Source organism: Bartonella sp. AP65SXKL, from assembly GCF_042195725.1.
GTDB lineage: Bacteria > Pseudomonadota > Alphaproteobacteria > Rhizobiales > Rhizobiaceae > Bartonella.
The window spans coordinates 24,078-42,500 of record NZ_JBHIOW010000012.1 but is presented as its reverse complement, the minus strand read 5'-3'; the positions used below and the strand labels follow the sequence as shown (position 1 = coordinate 42,500).

The window sequence follows — 18,423 nt, the reverse complement described above, 5'->3', positions numbered from 1 at the left end:
ATCCCATCAATAAATCTTTGATCGCATTGTTGAAAAAAAAGGCGTTGAAAAGAGCGAGCTTTCATCAAAACGATAAGCCTCTCTCACAGGTGTATAATCATAAATTTCAGGAGTTTGGCGGCTGGCAAAATAAGCCAAAGCGCAAGCAATCGCGCTATCACCATGGCGCATAAAACCATCACTGCCTTTAAAACGATGATTGTCTGGAATTTTCACAATGCCATTGACATAAGCAAGCGCTTGATGATCGGCAACAATGTCACTATCGCGCGGCAAAACAATCGTCCCATCCCCAAAAGCTTCTAAATAAGCCGGCATTTCCTTGCCATACCAACTTTGTGACAAGGGCACTTCCTTCACACAAGCCCCATAACGCTGCGCCGCTTTTTCGGCTAAATAAGCCCCATTGCCCCGCGCATCTAACGCGCCGCCCATCAAACGCGGCAAACCATTCACCCCATAAAATAAAATCTCTCTTTGTTGATCAAACGGCGTATTGCGCAATTCCACCATAAACCGTACACGGCGCACCAAATCTTGTCCCACCTCCATCACCACAATCGATGTCGCATCGCCACTCCGCGCAAAATCAACACCAAAAACATGTTGGCGCCGCCGGTCAAGCCCAATATGAAGAGGTTTTATATGTTTCTCACACCAAGCAAAAGCAGCAACACTTCGTTGATGTTCCGATTGATTTTTAAAATCATCCACACAAGCAAAACGCAACACCGCAATACCCAGAGCACAACAATTTTCAATCTGTAAGCGTGTTAAAGCCGCCCCTTCTTGATCAGCTGGTATGGCATCTAATTCTTGGCGCATCGCAGCCAAACGCACCCCATAAGACGCGCGAATTTGATCTTCCCATTGTTGCTCAGAAATTCGACTCCACACCTCCCCCTTCATGGCACAAACCCGTTTAAACAAGCCATTTTTAACAGCAACACCAAAGGGGTAACAATGCACCGAAAAAGGCACTTTGCCTGCTCGTGCTTCACGGATCAATTCATTGAAAGGATTGAGCACACCATTATGGGTGGAGATCACACGGATTTTTCCTCCCCAAATGAGCAAAGCATTGACAGCATCCAAAACAGCGCGCACATCTTGATGAAATGCCGCCTCATCAATCACTACAATGCCCTGTAGTCCGCGAATATTTTCAGGGCGGCTAGAAAGCGCCTCAACCCGAAACCCCGAAGCAAAACGCACCCGATAAGCAGAGATATATTTCGTTGAACCATCCGCCCTTTGATCAGAGAATAAAAATTCCTCAACATCCCCACTATGGCTCGTAATTGCCGAAGCAAAATGGCTCACATAGCCAATAAATTCCCGCCCCTTGTCTTTGGTGTCACCAATATAAAAAACATTATCGCCCCTCGCTTCACGTGCCGCCGCTGCAATCAGTGTATCATCCAAAGCTTCTGCAAAAGTAATGCCGGTCCGCCGCCCCTTTTCCACCAATTTTAATGGGGACTTATCTTCAATCCATGCCCGTTGATGCGCCATCAAAACGCCTTCCGCTAAGGGATCACTCTCTTTGGGAAAAGTACTTCTCTGCCAAATATCAAAACCACTTTGATGATCAAAGACATGACTTTTTGAAAAGGGCTGTTCAGCCATGTTTTACCCCCAACACCTGCGCACGAATAGCTCGCGCTGTTTCTTCTGAGAGCCCCGCCGCCGCTGCTGCTGCGTCAACCGCTTTGCTTGCTTTGCTGGTAAAATCTTTTTCCAACTTTTGCCGTCTGGTGGTCGACAAATGTTCAGCCGCCAACACGCCTTTAAGCGCATTGGCCAATTCTTGTGCTGCCTTTGGCGAAAGGTTTTTCCCACTGCTCAACGTGGAAAAAATCAACTCCTTAATCGCTGCCGCCGTCAAAAGAGTGATATTATCAGAAGCTTTAGCATCAAAGCGCTGCGAGAGGCTTGCTGCAATTTCTCTTGTCTGTTCTAGGCGCCGTGACATCACGGCTAGCCGCAAAGAATACCGATTAAAACTGGAAAAGGAGGGTATAGAAAAGCTTAAACCCATTTCTTTTTTTAAAGCCTTCAAAGCTGCTTTAAATTCATCATAAATGGCTTTTTGCGTCTTCTCACGCCCATTTAAAGCCTCAGCAGCAGCAGCAATAATTTGATCACAAGCTTGCGGCAATAAATCAATCGCCGTTAAACGTCCACGCCCGACCTTGCGCATCCTTCACCTCGTCTTTTATTGATGAACGTTTAGGCCGCTTAATCCCCTCAATGGAAAAGCTTCGGTCTAAATGACGCGCTCCCCGTTCTGTTAATGCCGCAAGAAAAACCGAACCCACACATTTTAAAGTAACAGCACCTTGATCTTCCATCCATGCCAGTTCATTATGCACAAAATCGCGATCGCGTCTGATGCCATAACTGTATAAAAGCCGCTCAATCATCGCACTCGATAAAGTTTCACTGCGCTCACAAGCAAGCCCTTTTAAAATAATCAACCGCGCTTCTTCACGGATGATTTTATCCATATCTGCTTTCATTTCTTGGCATTCTCCAACAAAAATTCTTGCAAGCGCTCACCAATGGCTGCCACCGGTTGTAATTGTGCAGAAAGCGTGTTGAGACGACCATTCAATTTCTCCATATTCACTTCCAATCTTTGCAGCGCATCACGATCAGGCAAAAAGTCCATCTCTGTTTCTAACTTTTGCACACGCTCTTTAAGCGCCGTGATATCTTTCAGCATTTCCCGCGCACCGGAAGAAAAATAGGCTCTCAAAACCCCACAAATCGCAATAACCGATAACAATAAAGACAACCAGCCATTGGCAACACTGATATCCAAATTCACTTAAAAGTCCCCTCTCTTGTGCCTAAAATCGCCCGCTCCGCAGCTTTTCTACGCTGTTCACAAATCAATAAAGCAGCACGATCACGGCTCCAATAATGCACCACTTCGCGCGCATTCAAAGCACGCTCTGGCAATAAAGCTGGGCGGGCACACGCCATGCGAACAACAGGCGGCAATTCAACCGATAAAAAATGATAAGAAAGGCTACCCACCGGCTTGTGTGTTGAGCAAGCGCACACGCTCAAGCCCAATGCCACCGCCAGTAACCGGCAACTTCCCATTGACTTCCTCCATTTTCACAAGCTTTTGTTCCAAAGCCGAAATCACCCCTTGCGCTTGATGCTCAGCTTCCAACGCTGCTTGTCTTTGTCGCTCTTGTACAAGCAGTGCACGTGCTGAAGCCTTGGCAATCTCCAACTGCCAATACAAATCACGCGCCTTTTCCGCCTTTAAAATTTGCGCTTTCATAAAGCCAAAAGCCGCCAACATCACACTGACCAAAAAAAGCAGACCAAAAGACAGTTTTGAAAGTGGGCTAAACATTGCTTTTATCTCCCCACCTCGTTATCTCCACCCCATCATAGGAGCTGCTATGCCGCTTATGGGAATGTTTCCTATTAGAAAAATCCAACGAGCCAAAGCCACGATGCACCCCCAGATTGCCAACAATAATCGCCACCATCGAAGGAATAGAAATGCTCGCCATATCAACAATATGCGGAGCCCCCCACAAACCACCAGAAACAAGCAAAAAAATAACCCCCCAAGCAAACCAAAAAGACCACCATAAATAGAGCCTAGAACCACGATAAGAGGGCTTCATGCCTTTACCTCGCCTCCAAGTCCCAAAAGCTTTTTGGCGCGGTTCAAATAAATCAAACGTTGCACAAGTCCATTTCTTCCCCCATTGATCGCCTTGGTAATCCCTAAATAATCATCTTGATCAGCCAGCCTATTCAAGCCTTTCATTTGCCAAAACCAAACAGCAGACCAAAGCGCTGCTGGAAACTTTTCCAGCTCTTCTGGAAAATCTTCACAATCAACCGCTTGTTCATCGACTGAGCGCCAAAACTTCGTAAAACGACGATAATTATTGCGCCCCGTCAACTGGATCAAACCACGCCCCTTAAAGTGCACCCCATCCCCAGGGTTGACATTGCCTAAATCACGCCGCCCCTCATAAGCGCGCCCTGAGGCATATTCACAAACAGTAAAAAAGCCATCACTCTCATGGGCACATTGGCTTAAAAAATGTGCAATACGCAACGGTGTTGTGAGTGCCCCATAAGATAAAGCTTTAGGCAACACGCGTGCCATTTCAACAATAATAAAATCTTGGCGCGCATGATGCGCCAATTTAGGCGCAAGGCGATGAAGAAAAGAAGCATCTATTGAAACCATAACAAACCACTCAATGAATAAAAATTCATTCGCAGTTTATCGGATTTCAAACCCCCAATATAAGCCTGACACTGTCAGTCAAAACTCTCAATACTCATAAAACTCTGAAAATAACGAACCTTGTGGTTCTTGCAAAGAAATTTTCTTCTTCAAGCGATAGGCTGTGCGCACATGCATACCAGAAACAGCAGCGGCAGCATCCACCGACCAGCCTTTTTGCAACGCTTGCACCATTTTTTGCCGCCGTTCAGCATCTCTGCCAAGGGGGATAAGAAGACGCACTCCCGAACCATTAAAACAAAAATGGTTGATGAGTTGCTGCGCCTCTTCAAACCCAACAATTTCAATCAACCAATCCGCACTCTCAAGACGCCCGGGTATATAAACTTCTCGTCCACCAAAAGCCCGCATCATATTCCATGCTGCTTCACTGCCCGCAACATCAGCTATTTCACGCAATAAGGCAGGAAAATCGCTATAGATTTCCTCTTGCATACATGCTTACCCCTCGCTTTTAACACCTTTACGGATTTTCCGCCCCCAAACATTCATCACTTCTCTAAAGTCGCCCCCACTCATCTCACCCAAAGCTTTACCACTTAACGCCATAACACTTTGATGAAAAGCCCCAAGCTCAAACATAGCATCGGGATTCAAACACTTCCATTGGGCACACAAAATGGAAATGCTTGGTTTCTTCCTCCATGAATCTTCGCGGTTTTTTCCTCTCCAGTCAACCCCACCCTCCCGCTGCAACCAACCTTTCAACGCCTCAATGGCTCTGCATGCATCATCGCTATCGCGTAAAAAACGAATATGATCAATCCCTGTCTGTCTTTTCACAAAGGCAAGCAACGCCTTATCTGAACGATCACGAATAATGCCAAGATTCCACCCAGCAATCCAGAGCGCCTGGAGCTTCTTAGCATATTTCCCCTCTAAACGCTTCCCATTCGGCTTAAAACCAAACGCTTTCATTTCAGCGATAACCAAGTGCTTTTCTGAAAAATTCAAATCTTTCGCCGATTGCTTGCCTGTCAAGCGATAGAGCAGTGCGCGATAGGTCTCATCATCAAGACCTAACGCGCGTTTTCCCATATGAAGGACAGCTAAAGACATCTCTCCCCCCTCATGTCTTCGCCAGATCAATGGTCACAGCACGCCAAGCGCTTTCTAATGTATCGCGTTCATAAAAACGCACATATTCCTTAGATGTCGTCACACGGATCGCTTCACGAATGGCACGCATCGCCTCTTTCCAGCGTGGATCATCAATATCCAAACGCAACAGCATAAAGATCTCGCCCCGATTCACCTTGCCTTCTTTATCCGTATTAAAAGCACGCGTAATAATCGCACGGATTTCAGGGCGTGCATCCGCAGACCATTCATTCAAACACTCATCAAGAAGGCTTTTGGCAATTTGCAATTGCGGTCCAAAATCAACACTTTCCTGAACTTGCACCTTAATACGTTGCAAACCATCAAAGCTTGTGTAAGTACAATTGCCCTTTTTGCCACGCCGCTCCACACCATATTCTTGCGCAAGCAAGCTATCAAAATCACTCAAATCCGCAATCGTATGGTTGTTAAAACGTGCAATCCTTGCCGATAATTCTTTCGCAAAACCCATAATTTTGCGCACCGTTTCATCCTCTAACAAATCCGCAGGGCGGATCAAACTTACCGGCACCAAAGCCCCTTTTGCATCCTTCATATAACGCGTACCTTCAAGTTCAATTTGTGGATTCATCACCAACTTCCTCCTTATGTTTTTTGAAAACGACGAAATGGCACAACATCCCCTGAAGAAGGCGCACATCCCGCTTTCAATTGCCAACGACACCGCATAAGCTCATGACTTAAAACGTGGTTATAGCCTGCCAAACGACGCAAATACTCATTCAATTCTCGAACATCTTGTCCATGCATAAAAATGCCATTCACCTCATACTGTAAAAAGGCAGAGCGCAAAGCAATCAAGCTATCTCTTACCATATAAGGGTTACGTTCCATCATTTGCTTCCTCCAAAATCCATATAAATCACACGATTGCTCTTATCTTCATCTCGATCAGAGCTGTCACACTCAGCCAAAACTTCTGCAACTTGGCCTTCCAAAACCGCATCCGCTTCCCCCAAACGGTGAACACTCAACTCCAATTCAAGCAATAACGCCAAATCAACACACAATTTAAGCTTTTCTCCAATATCAAAACCGCATTGATAATCGTCATAAAGACCAACAAGCGTATCGGATAATTCTTTGTCGCATAAAGAGATCATGCCAATTCCTCCACGTCACGGTTTTTCCATGCCGCTTTGACATGTTTCAAAGTCACCTCACACCCATCTCCAAGCGCTGCCATGCGTGCCAACATCATGGTTTTGTCAATTTGCCGCAAAGCTCCAGCCTTTAAGCCTATCCCTGTCAAAAACTTTATCGCACCAACATCTTCAATCCCCCAATCATGAATGCGCGCTGCAATATCCTCACTATAGGGCTTGCGCCGTTTCAGATGCATCGCCAATCGGCTTTTAATTTGCGCATAAGAGGGACCATTTTGACGATGAACCAACCGTCCAGAGATTTCATCATTGCCAACCAAAGCCAACCCCGTACCATTGATATCAACAAAGTGGCGCAACTGATTAATCGCTTCATCCGTTAAATTTTGCGCCTCATCAACAATCAACAATGTTCCGCCACCAACACGCTCTAACTTTTTGCCAATCGCACGCGTTAAGCGGGTGGGATTATATTCCACCACTTCCAATTCTGCTGCCATATCATTCAAAATACCGTGAACACTGCGCGTATGCGGGCTGGCTGTCACCAGATAAACATGCGGGCGGGTAGAGCGATAATGACGGCAGGTTTCGGTCTTACCACTGCCCGCATCAAGCGTAATCATCACCATATCCCCCGTACTTTGTGCCAGTGTTAAAGTGTCAATGATCTCACTGGCAATTCGATTCCTCTGAAAGGCTGGTTTTTCAGGGATCTTCTCCAAAAACCCCGCCGTTTCCTTTAAAACCTCAACCCATTGTTGAACCTTTGCATTTTGCTTCCCCAACTGTCCCGCATAACTGCCCGCATACCATTGCGAAAACGTCCCATCCGGCATGCCTATGCGCCGCGCCACCTCTGCTTTCGACCAATCATTCATTTGCCCCAAAGCTCTCACTGCATCCACAAGCTCATTCCATAAAGCAATGTCATCACTGTTGCGGTTTTGTGCTGTTCCATTGGGCTGGATTTTAGGTCGCGCCCAAGGATTTTTATCGACCGTTGCATTTATCGCGTTTTTCATGTATATTCCCCTCTCGTATTGATTTTAGACTGTTGATAAGGGGAAGGGCTCCCACCCGCCCCTTATCTTTTGTCTTTAGAATGAACATTTAAAAGCCGTACGCGATACTAAAACGGCTAACCTTGCAAATCCCCTCTCTTTCTCACACATCAGGGAACTTGCTAACTCCACGCATCTCACCCGATCAGGCAAAGATACCTAGAAACTTCATGTATTGATTAGACTTTTAAAGGATTAAGATTCCTCCCCCCTTTCTTTGTTAACGCTTCAACCTGGTACGCGATACAAAACCAGCTTCCTTTTGAGAATTCTTACAAATCCCCCCTCTTTCCTTTCCTATCGTTTAGGAAACTTGATCACCTCACGCCCCTCATCAGAGGCGGAAAGCTTTCTCAAAGCTTTATGCAAGTGTTGACTGAATTCTTCCTCCCCCAAAACCTCATCATCGTCTGCTTTCAAAGCTAAATTCCCCACATTGTTTGGCATCAAGCGGCTCACCTTTGGCTTTATCGGAAGCTTAGATTTGAACGCTTCATCCTTTTTCTCAAGGCGCCCATAAACATCGGCCAAGTGATCAGGTGCAAGCTTTGCTGCCAACTGTTTTTCTGCTTTAACAGCCTTCACATATTCTTTACGCAAACGCCCATTCAAGCGCGCCGCCTGCTGGTCATAAAAACCTACATCACAAAGGCATGGTGCCAGACAAAGCAACCGATTGTTCAAATCATAAACCCGTAAATCTTGATGCAAATTATCCGGATCAAAGCGTACAATCACTTTTTTCCCCGCATGCTCATTCAACGCCCGCGCCCAATAACGATTGCCATAAAAATGAATCTCCCCCGTACCCTTTTGCGCACGCAACGCCTCAGAGGTTAAAAGCCATAAAGCCCGTTGTGCCGCCGTTGCTTGCCGAATAATCGTCCCCTCGGCTTGCAAGCTCTCAGTAAAGGTCTCATCAAAACTGCGCCCCGCACAATTAACCGCCTTACGCCCTGCTTGCGCATTGTGTGCCACAATTTGCGCCCCAACATGGGCTTTAAACGCTTCAAATCCTATCGCGCGCTTGCCATAATCTTCAGGCTTAGCATCCGGTTTATTGCCCGTATAAGCCCCCGCACAAAAGGGATGTTTGGAAATCGCTTCTGCCAGATCACGCCATGCCCGCTCAATCGGTTTAGACTGTCCGCTATAAGGGGTGGTCCATTGCAATTGCACCCCCAAACTCGTCAAAAGCCCTTGCGGATCATCCGGCTTAATCTTAAAACGAAAGCGGTTTTGCACACCTCCAGAAATCCACTTGCTGGTAAAGGCACGCCCATTATCCAAGGTCATGCGCTCTGGTATGCCATAAGCTTCCACCATGTCCCCAATCACCAAACGAACGATTTCCCAAGTCTCAGCATCCGATAAGCGCCACGATAAAATCTTGCCCGAATAAAGATCTTGTATCGCAATCAAATAAAGCCGCACAGGCTTTTCTGTCCAAGGAACATTCACAAAAACATCCAGCTTATGCCCGTCCATATTCACAGCTTGCAGTGCATGCAGGCTCGAGCGATCACGCCGTTGGGCTGGATAAAGCTTTTTTGCCTTTTCTTCTCCCTCACGTGCTAAAACCACAACCGCTTTGGAAATTTGCGCCTTAAAACGACGCCGCAAAGCCCGCTCTGAAGGAATGGGCTCAAAACCCCGCTCCTGCGCAACCGAAACCATCCGCCGATAACATGCTGAAAAAGCAGGTTTAGAGGGGCGCAAATAATCCGAACAAAAAACCTCCCACGCCCCCTCATGACACGGCGCAAATTGCGAAACATTCTCCTCACCATAACAAGGCGCTAAAGCTGCCAACCAATCAGGGCGCTCATACCCCTCCACCATCTGCCGCCAATTAAAAAGCGACATCCGGCTCACACCAAATTGCACCGCACTCAAACTTGCCGCATCATGCACACCCATACCGGCATGAAGCAAATCTTCCCAAAAGCAAAGTGCCTTCAAACGCTCTTCACAGCGCCTTTTATGCGCCTTTGAAAGCCCCTCATAACGCACCCAAATACTTGTCTTTTGCTCCCCTTGCGTTTGTTTCACATCAACAGCCCCACCAAACCGCACCAACAATGCCGCCCGTGCCCCCTCCGGCAATAAGGAAATGTGAACTTCTACAATAGGTCGAGAAACCCCTTTAACTTTACGTGTCAATCCACTTTGATGACGCCATGTGGTCGCCAAAATCTTACGCAATCCACCTTTACTTTTCGGCAACCCTGGCAAAGCTGCCTCAGCCAATTCGGCAATAGTAAACCATTCCTTCATGGCTGCCCCCTTTTAATGCGAACCGGCGTTGCGCGCATGGCTTTCAATTGCGCTGCAATCTCCCGCTGTTCCTGCTGAAGCCGCGCAATTTCTGCTAAACGTGCCTCATCTCCTTGCAACAGCAACAATCCATCTTCACTCACCACCTCATCCCAGAGCCAAAATGCCTCTGTCGCCCGCACAAATGCCTTAAAACGCGGCAGGGAAATATCCACCTGCTTACTTTCTGCCACATAAGCATCCAAACTCGCCTTACTTAAACACCCAATCCCTAAATAATGCGCCATACGCTCTGCAATCACACTGCGCTCATGCCGGCATTCTCTCAAAGCCCGCGCCATCGCACGCTTAATGCGCGAGCGAAACCGCCCTAAATCAATCTGCGCAACGGGTTCACGACAAGGAAAAACCGGCTTTTGGAAAAAATCAAGCTGCCCGCAACCATGCCTCTTCATGACAGCACCTCCCCCCGTTCTCTTGCAAGATAAGCGCAAAACCGCGCCCGTGTCTGTGCATCCGCTCTCTGCCACACACCCAATAACTGAGCAAAAACCCGCTCTTGTTCATTAATTTGCGGTGGCGTATTAACCCCATTGACCAAATCAACAGCCCGCCGTAAATCTCCATCAACCTGTTGCAAAGCAATCGCCACCCGCCGTTGCGCAACCGGCTCCATCTTGGCAAGCTTCAACAATTGCGCTTGATTATCCGCCAATGCCGTCCCCCGCAAAACAGACCGCAACTCCGGCTGTAAATGCTGGGAAATTTTCGTTAAATAATGCACTGCACGTTTCGATAAACCAATACGATCTGCCACATGTTTGGCAAAGTGCAAACTTTGCACTTTGCCATCTTCTCCCTCCATTTGAGCAATAGGGTCAACTTGACCCTTTGCCACTTTATCCCCTTCACATCCAGTTTCATGATGCTCTGAAAAGCCTTCTTTTGGCAAAGGTGCAACTTGCACCTTTGCCACTTTGTCTCCTTCACACCCAGTTTCGTTATGCTCTGAAGAACCATCTTTTGGCAAAGGGTAAACTTTACCCTTTGCCACTTTGTCCTTTGTATATTGATTACCATGATCACCACCACGTTGAATCTCCCCATACTTCTTTTCCCACAATTCGCGGTAAGTCTGGACAAAAAGCGCACGATCAATAACAGACAATTCATTGCGAAAGAGGTTTTCAGCAACCTCTAAAAGCGCGGCATTGTCCTTATCAGCCTGCACCACAACGGCATCAATATCACTATAGCCCAAAAGCTCAGCAGCACGAAGCCGATGCGCACCAGCAATCAGCGTGTAATTGCCTTCCTTAGCATTGGGGGTATGGCGCACCGTAATCGGATTCATCAATCCCTCCCGCGCCATCGATTGCGCAAGCGCCTTGGCATGCTCATCATCCACAGGGCGTATACGCTCCGGCACCACAATCACATCAAGAGCAAGCTTTTGAAACTGTGCCATCACGCCGCCGCCTTTCTGATCTCTTTAAAGAATAAATCCATCGCACGCCCCGCCCATCTTCGATAAGCTTTCGCAAAAACGGGTTCTTCCAAACGCCGGTTAATCACTTGCATAGATAGAGAAATAGAAGTCCGCTGACGTGCCTGTATCGCAACAATACGCCGCCGTGGCACCTCAAACTGATAATGCAAAATATGAATAACAATCTGTCGTGCTAACGCCGCATCAAATAAGCCATGCGGGGGGTCAATAATATACCGGATCGGCAGATGCTTAAATCCACTACTCACGGCTTTTAAAGAACAGGAAAGCATCACCTGTAAACGTTCAACTTCTGAATAAGGATTAACGATATCGTTTCTGACATCTGGGGTCCATAAATTACAAGCAGCAACCATAACCACCCCCTATAAAAACAATATGACCACCATCTAATCGCCAGAACCAACCCATGCAAACGGCTGTTCTATGATGCAACTCTATGCAATTTATCTTGCCTATTTCGTACTGATCTTTAGACATTGATAAACCTTTTTATCTTATGGTATTTAAATTCATGGCAAATGCGCAAAAGCGCAAAGCCGTGTAACGAAGTTCAAGCAGCATTCCCGCGCAAAGCAGAATGCGCACGCGAATCTGTATTGGCATGTTTTGCTGCTTTAAAAATGCGACGGCGACTTTTGGGGTAGCGGTCGCTAAAAACCTGCTCGACGGGCAAACCGATAAAATCGGCAATAGCACGTTCGGCTTTCTCGTTAGACCGTGTCCAGATATGTTGAACACTGGATGACGAGAGTTGATAAGCTTTCGCGAGCTCCGCCAAAGTCATATTACGGCGGCGTAGCTCGGCTAAAATACTATGGCGATCCCATACTTGAATGCATGTTTGGGTGGTTGTCATAACTTTCGCTCCTGCTTCAAACGAATGCTCAAACCATCCGTTTTTTGTGGGGTTAATTGTAAAATATCTGCCCTCTATATCGGGCGGTAATTAGATGTATAATGCCAAATTCGGCTTTTGTAAATACCGAAAATGGATTTGGAGTGATTTTTTTGGCACGTCCTGAAAAAGAACCTACAACAGAACTGGCAAAACGCTTGCGTGAAATACGGCACACCCTTGGTTTTACAGAGCGCAAACAATTTGCTAAACATTTTGAAATCCCCGAAACGACTATGCGCAATTATGAAACGGGTTTGCAAGAACCCCCTGCATCTATAATGCGAATATATAAAGATCGCTGTGGAATATCCTTAGACTGGCTTGTCACTGGTGAAGGCGAAATGTTTAGTGACATGGCAAAAGCGAAAGCAGCTGGTTTTAAAGCACCTACCATCCCTGCTGGTCTCATGAAAAAGCTTGGTCGCATAGCTTATACAACCTATCGCGATGCTAAAATAAAACTCCCCCCTGAAGATATAGCGGAACTCGCGGCGGAACTTTATAAAAAACTGCAAGAGCTTGTTCAAGACATCAACGACACGGAAGAAGTCGAAGCAACTTTCCCTCTTCTTAAAATTCATTTAAAGCGTCAAATAGAGGCTGAAAGAGTACATCTAGAAACTACACAAAATACGGCTTAATGCCTCTCTAAGATGAATGGGGAATCTCTTTACGTTTTAAAATCCCGTAACTTAAAACAAACCTCAATATGAATAAGGAGCATTTTTGGCACGTTTAGAAACAGAACCTAAAACACCATTGGCAAAACGCCTGCGTGAAATAAGACGAATCCTCGGAAACGAAGAACGTGGTGCTTTTGCAAAATCTCTTGATTTGGCGAAAAATACGCTTGCAAATTATGAGCTCGGTATAAATGAGCCACCAGCATCTATCGTAATTGCCTATCACAAAATTTATGGTGTAGACTTTCATTGGCTTCTCACTGGTGAAGGCGAAATGTTTAGTGACATGGCAAAAGCGAAAGAAGCTGGTTTTAAACCACAAACTATCCCTACTGGATTGATGAAAAAACTCGGTCGCATAGCTTATACAACCTATCGCGATGCAAATATAAAAATCCCTCCTGAAGATATAGTGGAACGCGCGGCGGAACTTTATGGAAAACTGCAAGAGCTTGTTCAAGACATCAACGACACGGAAGAAGTCGAGCTTATTTTACCTCTTCTAAAATTGCATTTAAAGCGTCAAATAGAGGCTGAAAATGCACATCCAGAAACTACATAAAATACAACTTAATGCCTCTCTAAAATGAAAAATACAGGCGCGTTTCTCTTTACATTAAGAAAATGAAATAATACATTGTTTTTAAAGAATTATATTTACAAAAAATAGATATGCGCCATATGGCGCATATCTTTTTTGCTTTTTTGGTTATTTTTGGCTGATTTTGGAGTCAATTGAACTTTTGGAGTAATTTTTTTCACAGGGTCTTCAAAGGCGGTTTTCTGGGCTTTCACAGACTTTTTAAAATTTTTCACAGGGGTTTCACAGACCTTTCAAAGCCTTCTTTCATTTTTACCATGAAAACGCACTTTTTTCTAATTTTCGCTCTTTTTAGCTCTTTTTTACAATTTTAGGTGTCAAAATAGATTTTGACAAAACGCGCATTTAATGCTAAATTTTATACATAAAAACAACAAATTACCACGTATTCCTACCTAATCCCACCTTTTCCCACTTAGTATAAAACCTAGTGTCAAACTACATCGAACATGCTTCTACGAAGCGCATGCTTGTTTGCTAACTTTCTCTAATAATTTTTTAAATTCTGCTAAATCCTGTTGTGAAAGATTATGTAAATTTCTAACAAACATGCCAACAATTTCACGACTCAACGGATTAGAAGGCTTTATAGTGAAGCTTTTACGACAAGCATCCGATTCTCTTCTCAAAATTTCTGCTACCTCTTGATCTAAAGTATAGAGTTCAATTATCTTTTCCTCTAATCCTACAGGAACAGATCTTTTGCCAATTTCTACAGATGATAAAAATGCTACAGATATATCTAATTTTTTAGCCATATCTAAAAGGCGTTCTGAATGATCAATGCGAAGTTTGCGTAAGGTTTTACCAAATGGTGTTGCCATCTAAAAAATCCTATTAAAAAAGAAGCTCTCTCGTGATTCTAGCAGAAATTCTCAGGTTTTGGTTAGCTCCTTTTAAAAATTGACTTCCTACCCTCCTTAATACACAAGGTTGTATAGCATGACGGATAAATCTCTTGACATAGGTTTGAAATGTAGTACATTGTAGTACAATTAAGTAGGAGGTTTAGTAATGGGAAAAATTCAAGCCCGCATACCTGATGAAGTTCAAGAAATTGCAAGTGCAGTTATTAAGTCTACGGGTTTAACTATATCGGATGCAGTGCGCATGTTTATGACCCGCATTGCTAGAGATAGAGCATTACCACTTGATCTATTCCAACCAAATCCGGAAACATTACAAGCTATCGAGGATGCCGAAATGGGACGCGTCGAACGTACATCATTAGACGGCTTAAGGACCATGATACGCTCAGATAGAACCGAAGCACGTAAATCTGAAAAGCAAACCTAAGCTTGCTATGCGGGAAATTGTCTATACGCGTTCATTCCGCCGTGACCTTAAACGTGAAAGCAAAGGTAAATATGCTAATGCACTAGAGGAGGATTTGCTGCTTGTGGTCAAAGCGTTAGCGGAGAATGAACCGCTAAAGGCGCATTGGAGAGATCATGCACTAACAGGTCAGTGGCGCAATTGTCGTGATTGTCACATAAAGCCGGATTTAGTTTTGATCTATCGAAAGCCAGATGCCAAAACACTAGAGCTTTTACGACTTGGTTCCCATTCTGAACTGCGTTTATAATTGGATCTCCAATTCATAGTAATAAAGAATTTTACGAAATTTTTTCTTTTATGACAGTTGTTCAGTTCTTTGAAAACCACTGCTTTAAATGTGCAATGACATTATCTAGCGCGTCCATGAGGCGTGCAAAATCGAGGATAAGCAAAAAAAGAAAAAATGCTATCCACTTCATCAAGCGAGACATCATTTTCACGCTTTGATAGGTGATGATCATTTCTTGAAGCATTTCTTTTTCTGATTCTGTAAGCTCTGTGTGTTTTTTGGATTTTTTTCTAACCATGTTTCCACCCACACAAGCGTTCACCTAGATTATTGTGCTTTAAGATCTCTCTTGCTAAATTGGAACTGATGGCGTTCAGATCTTGCCGGCTTAAATAAATAGGTAACCAACCAACACAAGAAGAAGCATATTTATTTGTCGCGCAACCAGTGAGAGAGAGCAGCACGCATATCAGCATCACTTTTTTGATTAACTTCACTTTCCACCTCAAGCCGTGTTGTGGCTGCTTTTAAAGCTTTTTCTGTTTGCTTTTGTTGCTCTACTTTTTTCCCAAGAGTAAAAGCTTTTGCTAAGGCAATAAAAAAAGCGGCTAAAGCCGCACCTGTTACCATCAAGTTTCTTTTCATCCATAAGATCATAGGCGGTGCTCCTGAAAGCGTTTAGCAACAAAGAAAATGCCAGTACATGCCGCTAAAACCATAATGGCGGCTAAAGCCCATTGGATTGGTCCATTGCCCGCTAAAAACCCACCAAGACCTGAGAAAGAACCAATAATCGGTGCCAATGCTTCTGCTTTGAGAAACCCTGTTGGTTGTTTCGTTTCTACTGTTTGATAATTAGAAGAAACATAAGCCCCTTTCGCCCATAGCCCTGCCTCTGCTACACGCCGGTGTACGAGACCTTGTAAACGTTTGCCTCCCGCTTTGGTCCATTTCTGCAATTCGGTTGGTACCGCTTCATAATCCCCCCGATTAAGCCTTTTAAGCAATGTAGAGTTTTGGAAAGCTGCAATACCCACATTATAACAAAAGGAAACAAGAGCGCCGAACTGCTCGTCGCTTAAATTCACACAAACTGCTTTTTCTACCGCCCTCTCATATTGCCGCAAATCTGCTAAAAGCATGTTTTCAGCTTTTTTTTCTGTAATCACCATACCCTCAACAACTGTTGGTTGACCGGCTTTTTTCGTATGACCATAACCAATCGTCCATATGCCAGAAGCATCTTGATAAGCCTGCAAGCGCAAACCTTCCCACTTTTTTAAACAGTATAAACAGTCTTTACTTATTTTCCGTGCCATTGTTCAATTCACCTTATAAATATACCTTTATGAGTACTGCTCCATCACCGCCGTCGCCGCCAATTTTGTCGCTTCCGTGTTTCCCATCAAAATATCCACCGCCGCCGCCGCCACATTCTTTACCACCTCTACCACCGTTACCACCTTTGTAACTCTCACCACCCTGCCCCATGATAGAACCCTTACATTTACCGCCACCGCCGCCGCCGCCGCCAAGAAAAGAACTTCCACCAGTACCAGCTCTCTTGCCGTCTATTCCACTCCCTCCACCATTACCACCAGAAAAAATAAAGCTTTCACCACTGCTGCCCTCCCTGTTTCCTCCTCCATCGCCGCCTTTCCCTCCAAAGTTAACGAGAGTCATGGAAACGGAATATCCTCCTTCTGCTGTAACAAGCCCTTTGATCATTGTTCTACCACCATTGCACAAAATGTTACTGTCATTACCTTTACCACCACGACCAATGTAAGCTGTTTTTAATTTATCTAAATCAGAACCTTTCATTTTAACATGCACACATTGACCGCCGCCGCCGCCGCCATCCTTAACGCCACCACCTCCACCGCCCCAAGCCCATACTTCGATATCGGTGTCAGCAGTAATACCATCAGGCAATGGAATATCTCCGCTTTCTGTCATCAGAATTTCAACAGGTTTTCTAACCCCGCCATCATTGTTGCCGCTACCAGCGCCGCTGCTATTGCTACTATTTGCTTTGATTGAAGCCATCAGTTTGGCTGGTGAGATAAGTGCATCCACTGTTTTTGTGCCATCAATCCAGTCTTGTTTGGCAAGAGGTTGAATGAGATCAACTTTTTTCTGTACACTATGTGCTGTATCTTGCGCTTTATCGGCTACCGTTTGTGCCGTAGTAGCAATAGCTTTTGCATCCGTAGCATTCGTTTTTGCAATATTCGCTGTATTTAATGCAACATTTGCAACGTTCTTTGCCTGAATTGCTGCATCAAGCCCTTGCTGTGCTCTTTCCTTTGCGTGTTGTGCAACATCTTCAACTTTATCAATTTTTGCAATCTGTGCACGTTCTGGAGGAGTTAAGATAAGATGCTTTTTCCCTTCCTTCATATTCTCCATATCAAATACATCTTTTTCTATTTTATCTGGATCATAAACTGATTTTGACATACCAAAAGACTTTGAGCCTACAAAATAACGAATGGTATTTTTGAGATCTACCGGAGATATGGGATAATAAACACCTTCATCTCCCCTCCGCCATTTTTCCATCGTTGGCTGCGTAGAACTCAACCATCGTAGCTTTGATCTTTCCTCTATGGTTAAGATCTTTTTGGTAGGACCCTCGTGCATATTTTCCATAGAAAATGTATTTGCCCCCACATTGTCGGGATCATATGTAGCAGCCTTCATATCGCCAATCCCTAAAGGCGATATTTTTACCCAGCCAGCGCCTGATAAAATCGCATTCTCATGCGCTTCACCACTTGCTTCAATATCACAAATTGTGACCTTATTTTTGTAAGCAAGAGCTCCAATATCTCTCTTTGCAATAGCATCATCAGCCTTTTTTCCTTGAGCAGCGGTTGCAAAATATTCTACCTCATAAGCTGCTGCACTCCCCACTGAAACAGGTGCAAGAGCCTTACTATCTAAAACACCTTCTTTGACTTCTTCTTTTGTTGCTGGTTCAAGCTTAAATATATGTGTGTGATAGGGTAATGGCATCGCGTTTCATTCCTTAATCAGTTCGTTGTCTTGTTGTGTGAGAGAGAGGACTGCAATTCATCAATCAGTTTTTGCATGATCTCGAGACGTTTATCTGTCGCTTCTTTATATTCTGCCAAAGCGCTTAAAAGATCATGCTGTATGTCGCTTTTGACAAGATCAAGCACCTTATTTAAGGGTGCATGGACCATTCTATTGCTTGCATAAAAAAGGACGCGGATTTGCTCCGCGTCCGCAATATCATCAATAGCAGACGGATTATTGATCATTTGAAAAA

The 18,423-nt window shown here is 44.8% G+C and carries 32 protein-coding genes; 4 read left to right on the top strand and 28 right to left on the bottom strand.

Annotated elements, in window-relative coordinates:
• Positions 1–6 precede the first annotated feature (6 nt).
• The 20 genes from ACFIMP_RS07565 to ACFIMP_RS07470 form a co-directional block, all read right to left on the bottom strand.
• On the bottom strand, positions 7–1,629 hold the full coding sequence (locus tag ACFIMP_RS07565; RefSeq protein ID WP_375686200.1) for a hypothetical protein: 1,623 nt from the start codon (positions 1,627–1,629) through the stop codon (positions 7–9).
• The gene (locus ACFIMP_RS07560) at positions 1,622–2,203 is read right to left on the bottom strand and encodes a phage protein Gp27 family protein (protein WP_375624034.1); all 582 of its coding nucleotides are present in this window, start codon (positions 2,201–2,203) and stop codon (positions 1,622–1,624) included. The genes ACFIMP_RS07565 and ACFIMP_RS07560 overlap by 8 nt, the downstream gene beginning before the upstream one ends.
• Positions 2,166–2,522, bottom strand: coding sequence for a VpaChn25_0724 family phage protein (locus ACFIMP_RS07555; protein WP_375612320.1), 357 nt, complete (start codon positions 2,520–2,522; stop codon positions 2,166–2,168). Before ACFIMP_RS07555 ends, ACFIMP_RS07560 begins: the two co-directional genes overlap by 38 nt.
• Positions 2,519–2,833, bottom strand: coding sequence for a DUF2730 family protein (locus tag ACFIMP_RS07550; protein WP_375607966.1), 315 nt, complete (start codon positions 2,831–2,833; stop codon positions 2,519–2,521). Before ACFIMP_RS07550 ends, ACFIMP_RS07555 begins: the two co-directional genes overlap by 4 nt.
• Complete coding sequence (locus ACFIMP_RS07545) at positions 2,830–3,072, bottom strand: hypothetical protein (protein ID WP_375686199.1); 243 nt, start codon at positions 3,070–3,072, stop codon at positions 2,830–2,832. The genes ACFIMP_RS07550 and ACFIMP_RS07545 overlap by 4 nt, the downstream gene beginning before the upstream one ends.
• A complete protein-coding gene (locus ACFIMP_RS07540) occupies positions 3,038–3,376 on the bottom strand; it encodes a hypothetical protein (protein ID WP_375629085.1) in 339 nt (112 codons plus the stop codon). Before ACFIMP_RS07540 ends, ACFIMP_RS07545 begins: the two co-directional genes overlap by 35 nt.
• The gene (locus tag ACFIMP_RS07535; RefSeq protein WP_375612317.1) at positions 3,369–3,656 is read right to left on the bottom strand and encodes a hypothetical protein; all 288 of its coding nucleotides are present in this window, start codon (positions 3,654–3,656) and stop codon (positions 3,369–3,371) included. Before ACFIMP_RS07535 ends, ACFIMP_RS07540 begins: the two co-directional genes overlap by 8 nt.
• The gene (locus ACFIMP_RS07530; protein WP_375686198.1) at positions 3,653–4,234 is read right to left on the bottom strand and encodes a glycoside hydrolase family 19 protein; all 582 of its coding nucleotides are present in this window, start codon (positions 4,232–4,234) and stop codon (positions 3,653–3,655) included. The genes ACFIMP_RS07535 and ACFIMP_RS07530 overlap by 4 nt, the downstream gene beginning before the upstream one ends.
• A gap of 87 nt (positions 4,235–4,321) precedes the next feature.
• On the bottom strand, positions 4,322–4,729 hold the full coding sequence (locus ACFIMP_RS07525; RefSeq protein ID WP_375629092.1) for a helix-turn-helix domain-containing protein: 408 nt from the start codon (positions 4,727–4,729) through the stop codon (positions 4,322–4,324).
• 6 nt (positions 4,730–4,735) lie between these two features.
• Positions 4,736–5,353 carry a regulatory protein GemA gene (locus ACFIMP_RS07520; RefSeq protein ID WP_012231822.1) on the bottom strand — a complete coding sequence of 206 codons (618 nt, stop codon included), beginning with the start codon at positions 5,351–5,353 and terminating at the stop codon, positions 4,736–4,738.
• A 10-nt stretch (positions 5,354–5,363) separates the two neighbouring features.
• Positions 5,364–5,987 (bottom strand): DUF3164 family protein, encoded by a 624-nt coding sequence (locus ACFIMP_RS07515; protein ID WP_375613741.1) that lies wholly within the window; start codon positions 5,985–5,987, stop codon positions 5,364–5,366.
• Positions 5,988–6,001: 14 nt separating this feature from the next.
• The gene (locus ACFIMP_RS07510; protein ID WP_375650570.1) at positions 6,002–6,253 is read right to left on the bottom strand and encodes a hypothetical protein; all 252 of its coding nucleotides are present in this window, start codon (positions 6,251–6,253) and stop codon (positions 6,002–6,004) included.
• The gene (locus ACFIMP_RS07505; RefSeq protein WP_012231825.1) at positions 6,250–6,519 is read right to left on the bottom strand and encodes a hypothetical protein; all 270 of its coding nucleotides are present in this window, start codon (positions 6,517–6,519) and stop codon (positions 6,250–6,252) included. Before ACFIMP_RS07505 ends, ACFIMP_RS07510 begins: the two co-directional genes overlap by 4 nt.
• Positions 6,516–7,547, bottom strand: a complete 1,032-nt coding sequence (locus tag ACFIMP_RS07500; protein WP_375647629.1) for an AAA family ATPase — start codon at positions 7,545–7,547, stop codon at positions 6,516–6,518. The genes ACFIMP_RS07505 and ACFIMP_RS07500 overlap by 4 nt, the downstream gene beginning before the upstream one ends.
• 336 nt (positions 7,548–7,883) lie before the next feature.
• Positions 7,884–9,863 carry a transposase domain-containing protein gene (locus ACFIMP_RS07495; RefSeq protein ID WP_375686197.1) on the bottom strand — a complete coding sequence of 660 codons (1,980 nt, stop codon included), beginning with the start codon at positions 9,861–9,863 and terminating at the stop codon, positions 7,884–7,886.
• Positions 9,860–10,318 (bottom strand): hypothetical protein, encoded by a 459-nt coding sequence (locus ACFIMP_RS07490; RefSeq protein WP_012232200.1) that lies wholly within the window; start codon positions 10,316–10,318, stop codon positions 9,860–9,862. Before ACFIMP_RS07490 ends, ACFIMP_RS07495 begins: the two co-directional genes overlap by 4 nt.
• A complete protein-coding gene (locus tag ACFIMP_RS07485) occupies positions 10,315–11,331 on the bottom strand; it encodes a ParB/RepB/Spo0J family partition protein (protein WP_375686196.1) in 1,017 nt (338 codons plus the stop codon). Before ACFIMP_RS07485 ends, ACFIMP_RS07490 begins: the two co-directional genes overlap by 4 nt.
• Positions 11,331–11,729, bottom strand: coding sequence for a hypothetical protein (locus ACFIMP_RS07480; RefSeq protein ID WP_038474380.1), 399 nt, complete (start codon positions 11,727–11,729; stop codon positions 11,331–11,333). Before ACFIMP_RS07480 ends, ACFIMP_RS07485 begins: the two co-directional genes overlap by 1 nt.
• The gene (locus ACFIMP_RS07475) at positions 11,713–11,853 is read right to left on the bottom strand and encodes a hypothetical protein (RefSeq protein ID WP_273755279.1); all 141 of its coding nucleotides are present in this window, start codon (positions 11,851–11,853) and stop codon (positions 11,713–11,715) included. The genes ACFIMP_RS07480 and ACFIMP_RS07475 overlap by 17 nt, the downstream gene beginning before the upstream one ends.
• Before the next feature lie 73 nt (positions 11,854–11,926).
• Complete coding sequence (locus tag ACFIMP_RS07470; protein WP_005864619.1) at positions 11,927–12,232, bottom strand: helix-turn-helix domain-containing protein; 306 nt, start codon at positions 12,230–12,232, stop codon at positions 11,927–11,929.
• A 152-nt stretch (positions 12,233–12,384) separates the two neighbouring features.
• Here ACFIMP_RS07470 and ACFIMP_RS07465 point away from each other — a divergent pair, with 152 nt between their 5' ends.
• Both ACFIMP_RS07465 and ACFIMP_RS07460 read left to right on the top strand, forming a co-directional pair.
• Positions 12,385–12,915 (top strand): helix-turn-helix domain-containing protein, encoded by a 531-nt coding sequence (locus tag ACFIMP_RS07465; RefSeq protein WP_375686212.1) that lies wholly within the window; start codon positions 12,385–12,387, stop codon positions 12,913–12,915.
• 85 nt (positions 12,916–13,000) lie between these two features.
• Positions 13,001–13,519, top strand: a complete 519-nt coding sequence (locus ACFIMP_RS07460) for a helix-turn-helix domain-containing protein (protein ID WP_375681970.1) — start codon at positions 13,001–13,003, stop codon at positions 13,517–13,519.
• A 95-nt stretch (positions 13,520–13,614) separates the two neighbouring features.
• On the opposite strand, the gene ACFIMP_RS07455 is transcribed toward ACFIMP_RS07460, so the two are convergent.
• Both ACFIMP_RS07455 and ACFIMP_RS07450 read right to left on the bottom strand, forming a co-directional pair.
• A complete protein-coding gene (locus tag ACFIMP_RS07455; RefSeq protein WP_375681969.1) occupies positions 13,615–13,773 on the bottom strand; it encodes a hypothetical protein in 159 nt (52 codons plus the stop codon).
• A gap of 240 nt (positions 13,774–14,013) precedes the next feature.
• Positions 14,014–14,382: a helix-turn-helix domain-containing protein gene (locus ACFIMP_RS07450; protein WP_375686195.1), complete on the bottom strand. Its 369-nt coding sequence runs from the start codon at positions 14,380–14,382 to the stop codon at positions 14,014–14,016.
• 190 nt (positions 14,383–14,572) lie between these two features.
• Here ACFIMP_RS07450 and ACFIMP_RS07445 point away from each other — a divergent pair, with 190 nt between their 5' ends.
• Both ACFIMP_RS07445 and ACFIMP_RS07440 read left to right on the top strand, forming a co-directional pair.
• Positions 14,573–14,854 carry a type II toxin-antitoxin system RelB/DinJ family antitoxin gene (locus tag ACFIMP_RS07445; RefSeq protein ID WP_015856349.1) on the top strand — a complete coding sequence of 94 codons (282 nt, stop codon included), beginning with the start codon at positions 14,573–14,575 and terminating at the stop codon, positions 14,852–14,854.
• A gap of 7 nt (positions 14,855–14,861) precedes the next feature.
• The gene (locus ACFIMP_RS07440) at positions 14,862–15,143 is read left to right on the top strand and encodes a type II toxin-antitoxin system YafQ family toxin (protein ID WP_273787998.1); all 282 of its coding nucleotides are present in this window, start codon (positions 14,862–14,864) and stop codon (positions 15,141–15,143) included.
• A gap of 61 nt (positions 15,144–15,204) precedes the next feature.
• Here the strand turns inward: ACFIMP_RS07440 and ACFIMP_RS07435 are convergent, their stop codons facing one another.
• The 6 genes from ACFIMP_RS07435 to ACFIMP_RS07410 are packed head-to-tail and all read right to left on the bottom strand — an operon-like array spanning position 15,205 to position 18,415.
• The gene (locus ACFIMP_RS07435) at positions 15,205–15,423 is read right to left on the bottom strand and encodes a hypothetical protein (RefSeq protein ID WP_375630254.1); all 219 of its coding nucleotides are present in this window, start codon (positions 15,421–15,423) and stop codon (positions 15,205–15,207) included.
• On the bottom strand, positions 15,416–15,622 hold the full coding sequence (locus ACFIMP_RS07430) for a hypothetical protein (RefSeq protein ID WP_375646540.1): 207 nt from the start codon (positions 15,620–15,622) through the stop codon (positions 15,416–15,418). Before ACFIMP_RS07430 ends, ACFIMP_RS07435 begins: the two co-directional genes overlap by 8 nt.
• On the bottom strand, positions 15,555–15,782 hold the full coding sequence (locus ACFIMP_RS07425; protein ID WP_375612620.1) for a hypothetical protein: 228 nt from the start codon (positions 15,780–15,782) through the stop codon (positions 15,555–15,557). Before ACFIMP_RS07425 ends, ACFIMP_RS07430 begins: the two co-directional genes overlap by 68 nt.
• On the bottom strand, positions 15,779–16,444 hold the full coding sequence (gene bgtA / locus ACFIMP_RS07420; RefSeq protein WP_375612619.1) for a gene transfer agent endolysin BgtA: 666 nt from the start codon (positions 16,442–16,444) through the stop codon (positions 15,779–15,781). Before bgtA ends, ACFIMP_RS07425 begins: the two co-directional genes overlap by 4 nt.
• 13 nt (positions 16,445–16,457) lie before the next feature.
• Positions 16,458–18,146, bottom strand: a complete 1,689-nt coding sequence (locus ACFIMP_RS07415) for a glycine-rich domain-containing protein (protein ID WP_375686194.1) — start codon at positions 18,144–18,146, stop codon at positions 16,458–16,460.
• Positions 18,147–18,163: 17 nt separating this feature from the next.
• Positions 18,164–18,415: a hypothetical protein gene (locus ACFIMP_RS07410; RefSeq protein WP_375686193.1), complete on the bottom strand. Its 252-nt coding sequence runs from the start codon at positions 18,413–18,415 to the stop codon at positions 18,164–18,166.
• Between the last annotated feature and the right edge of the window lie 8 nt (positions 18,416–18,423).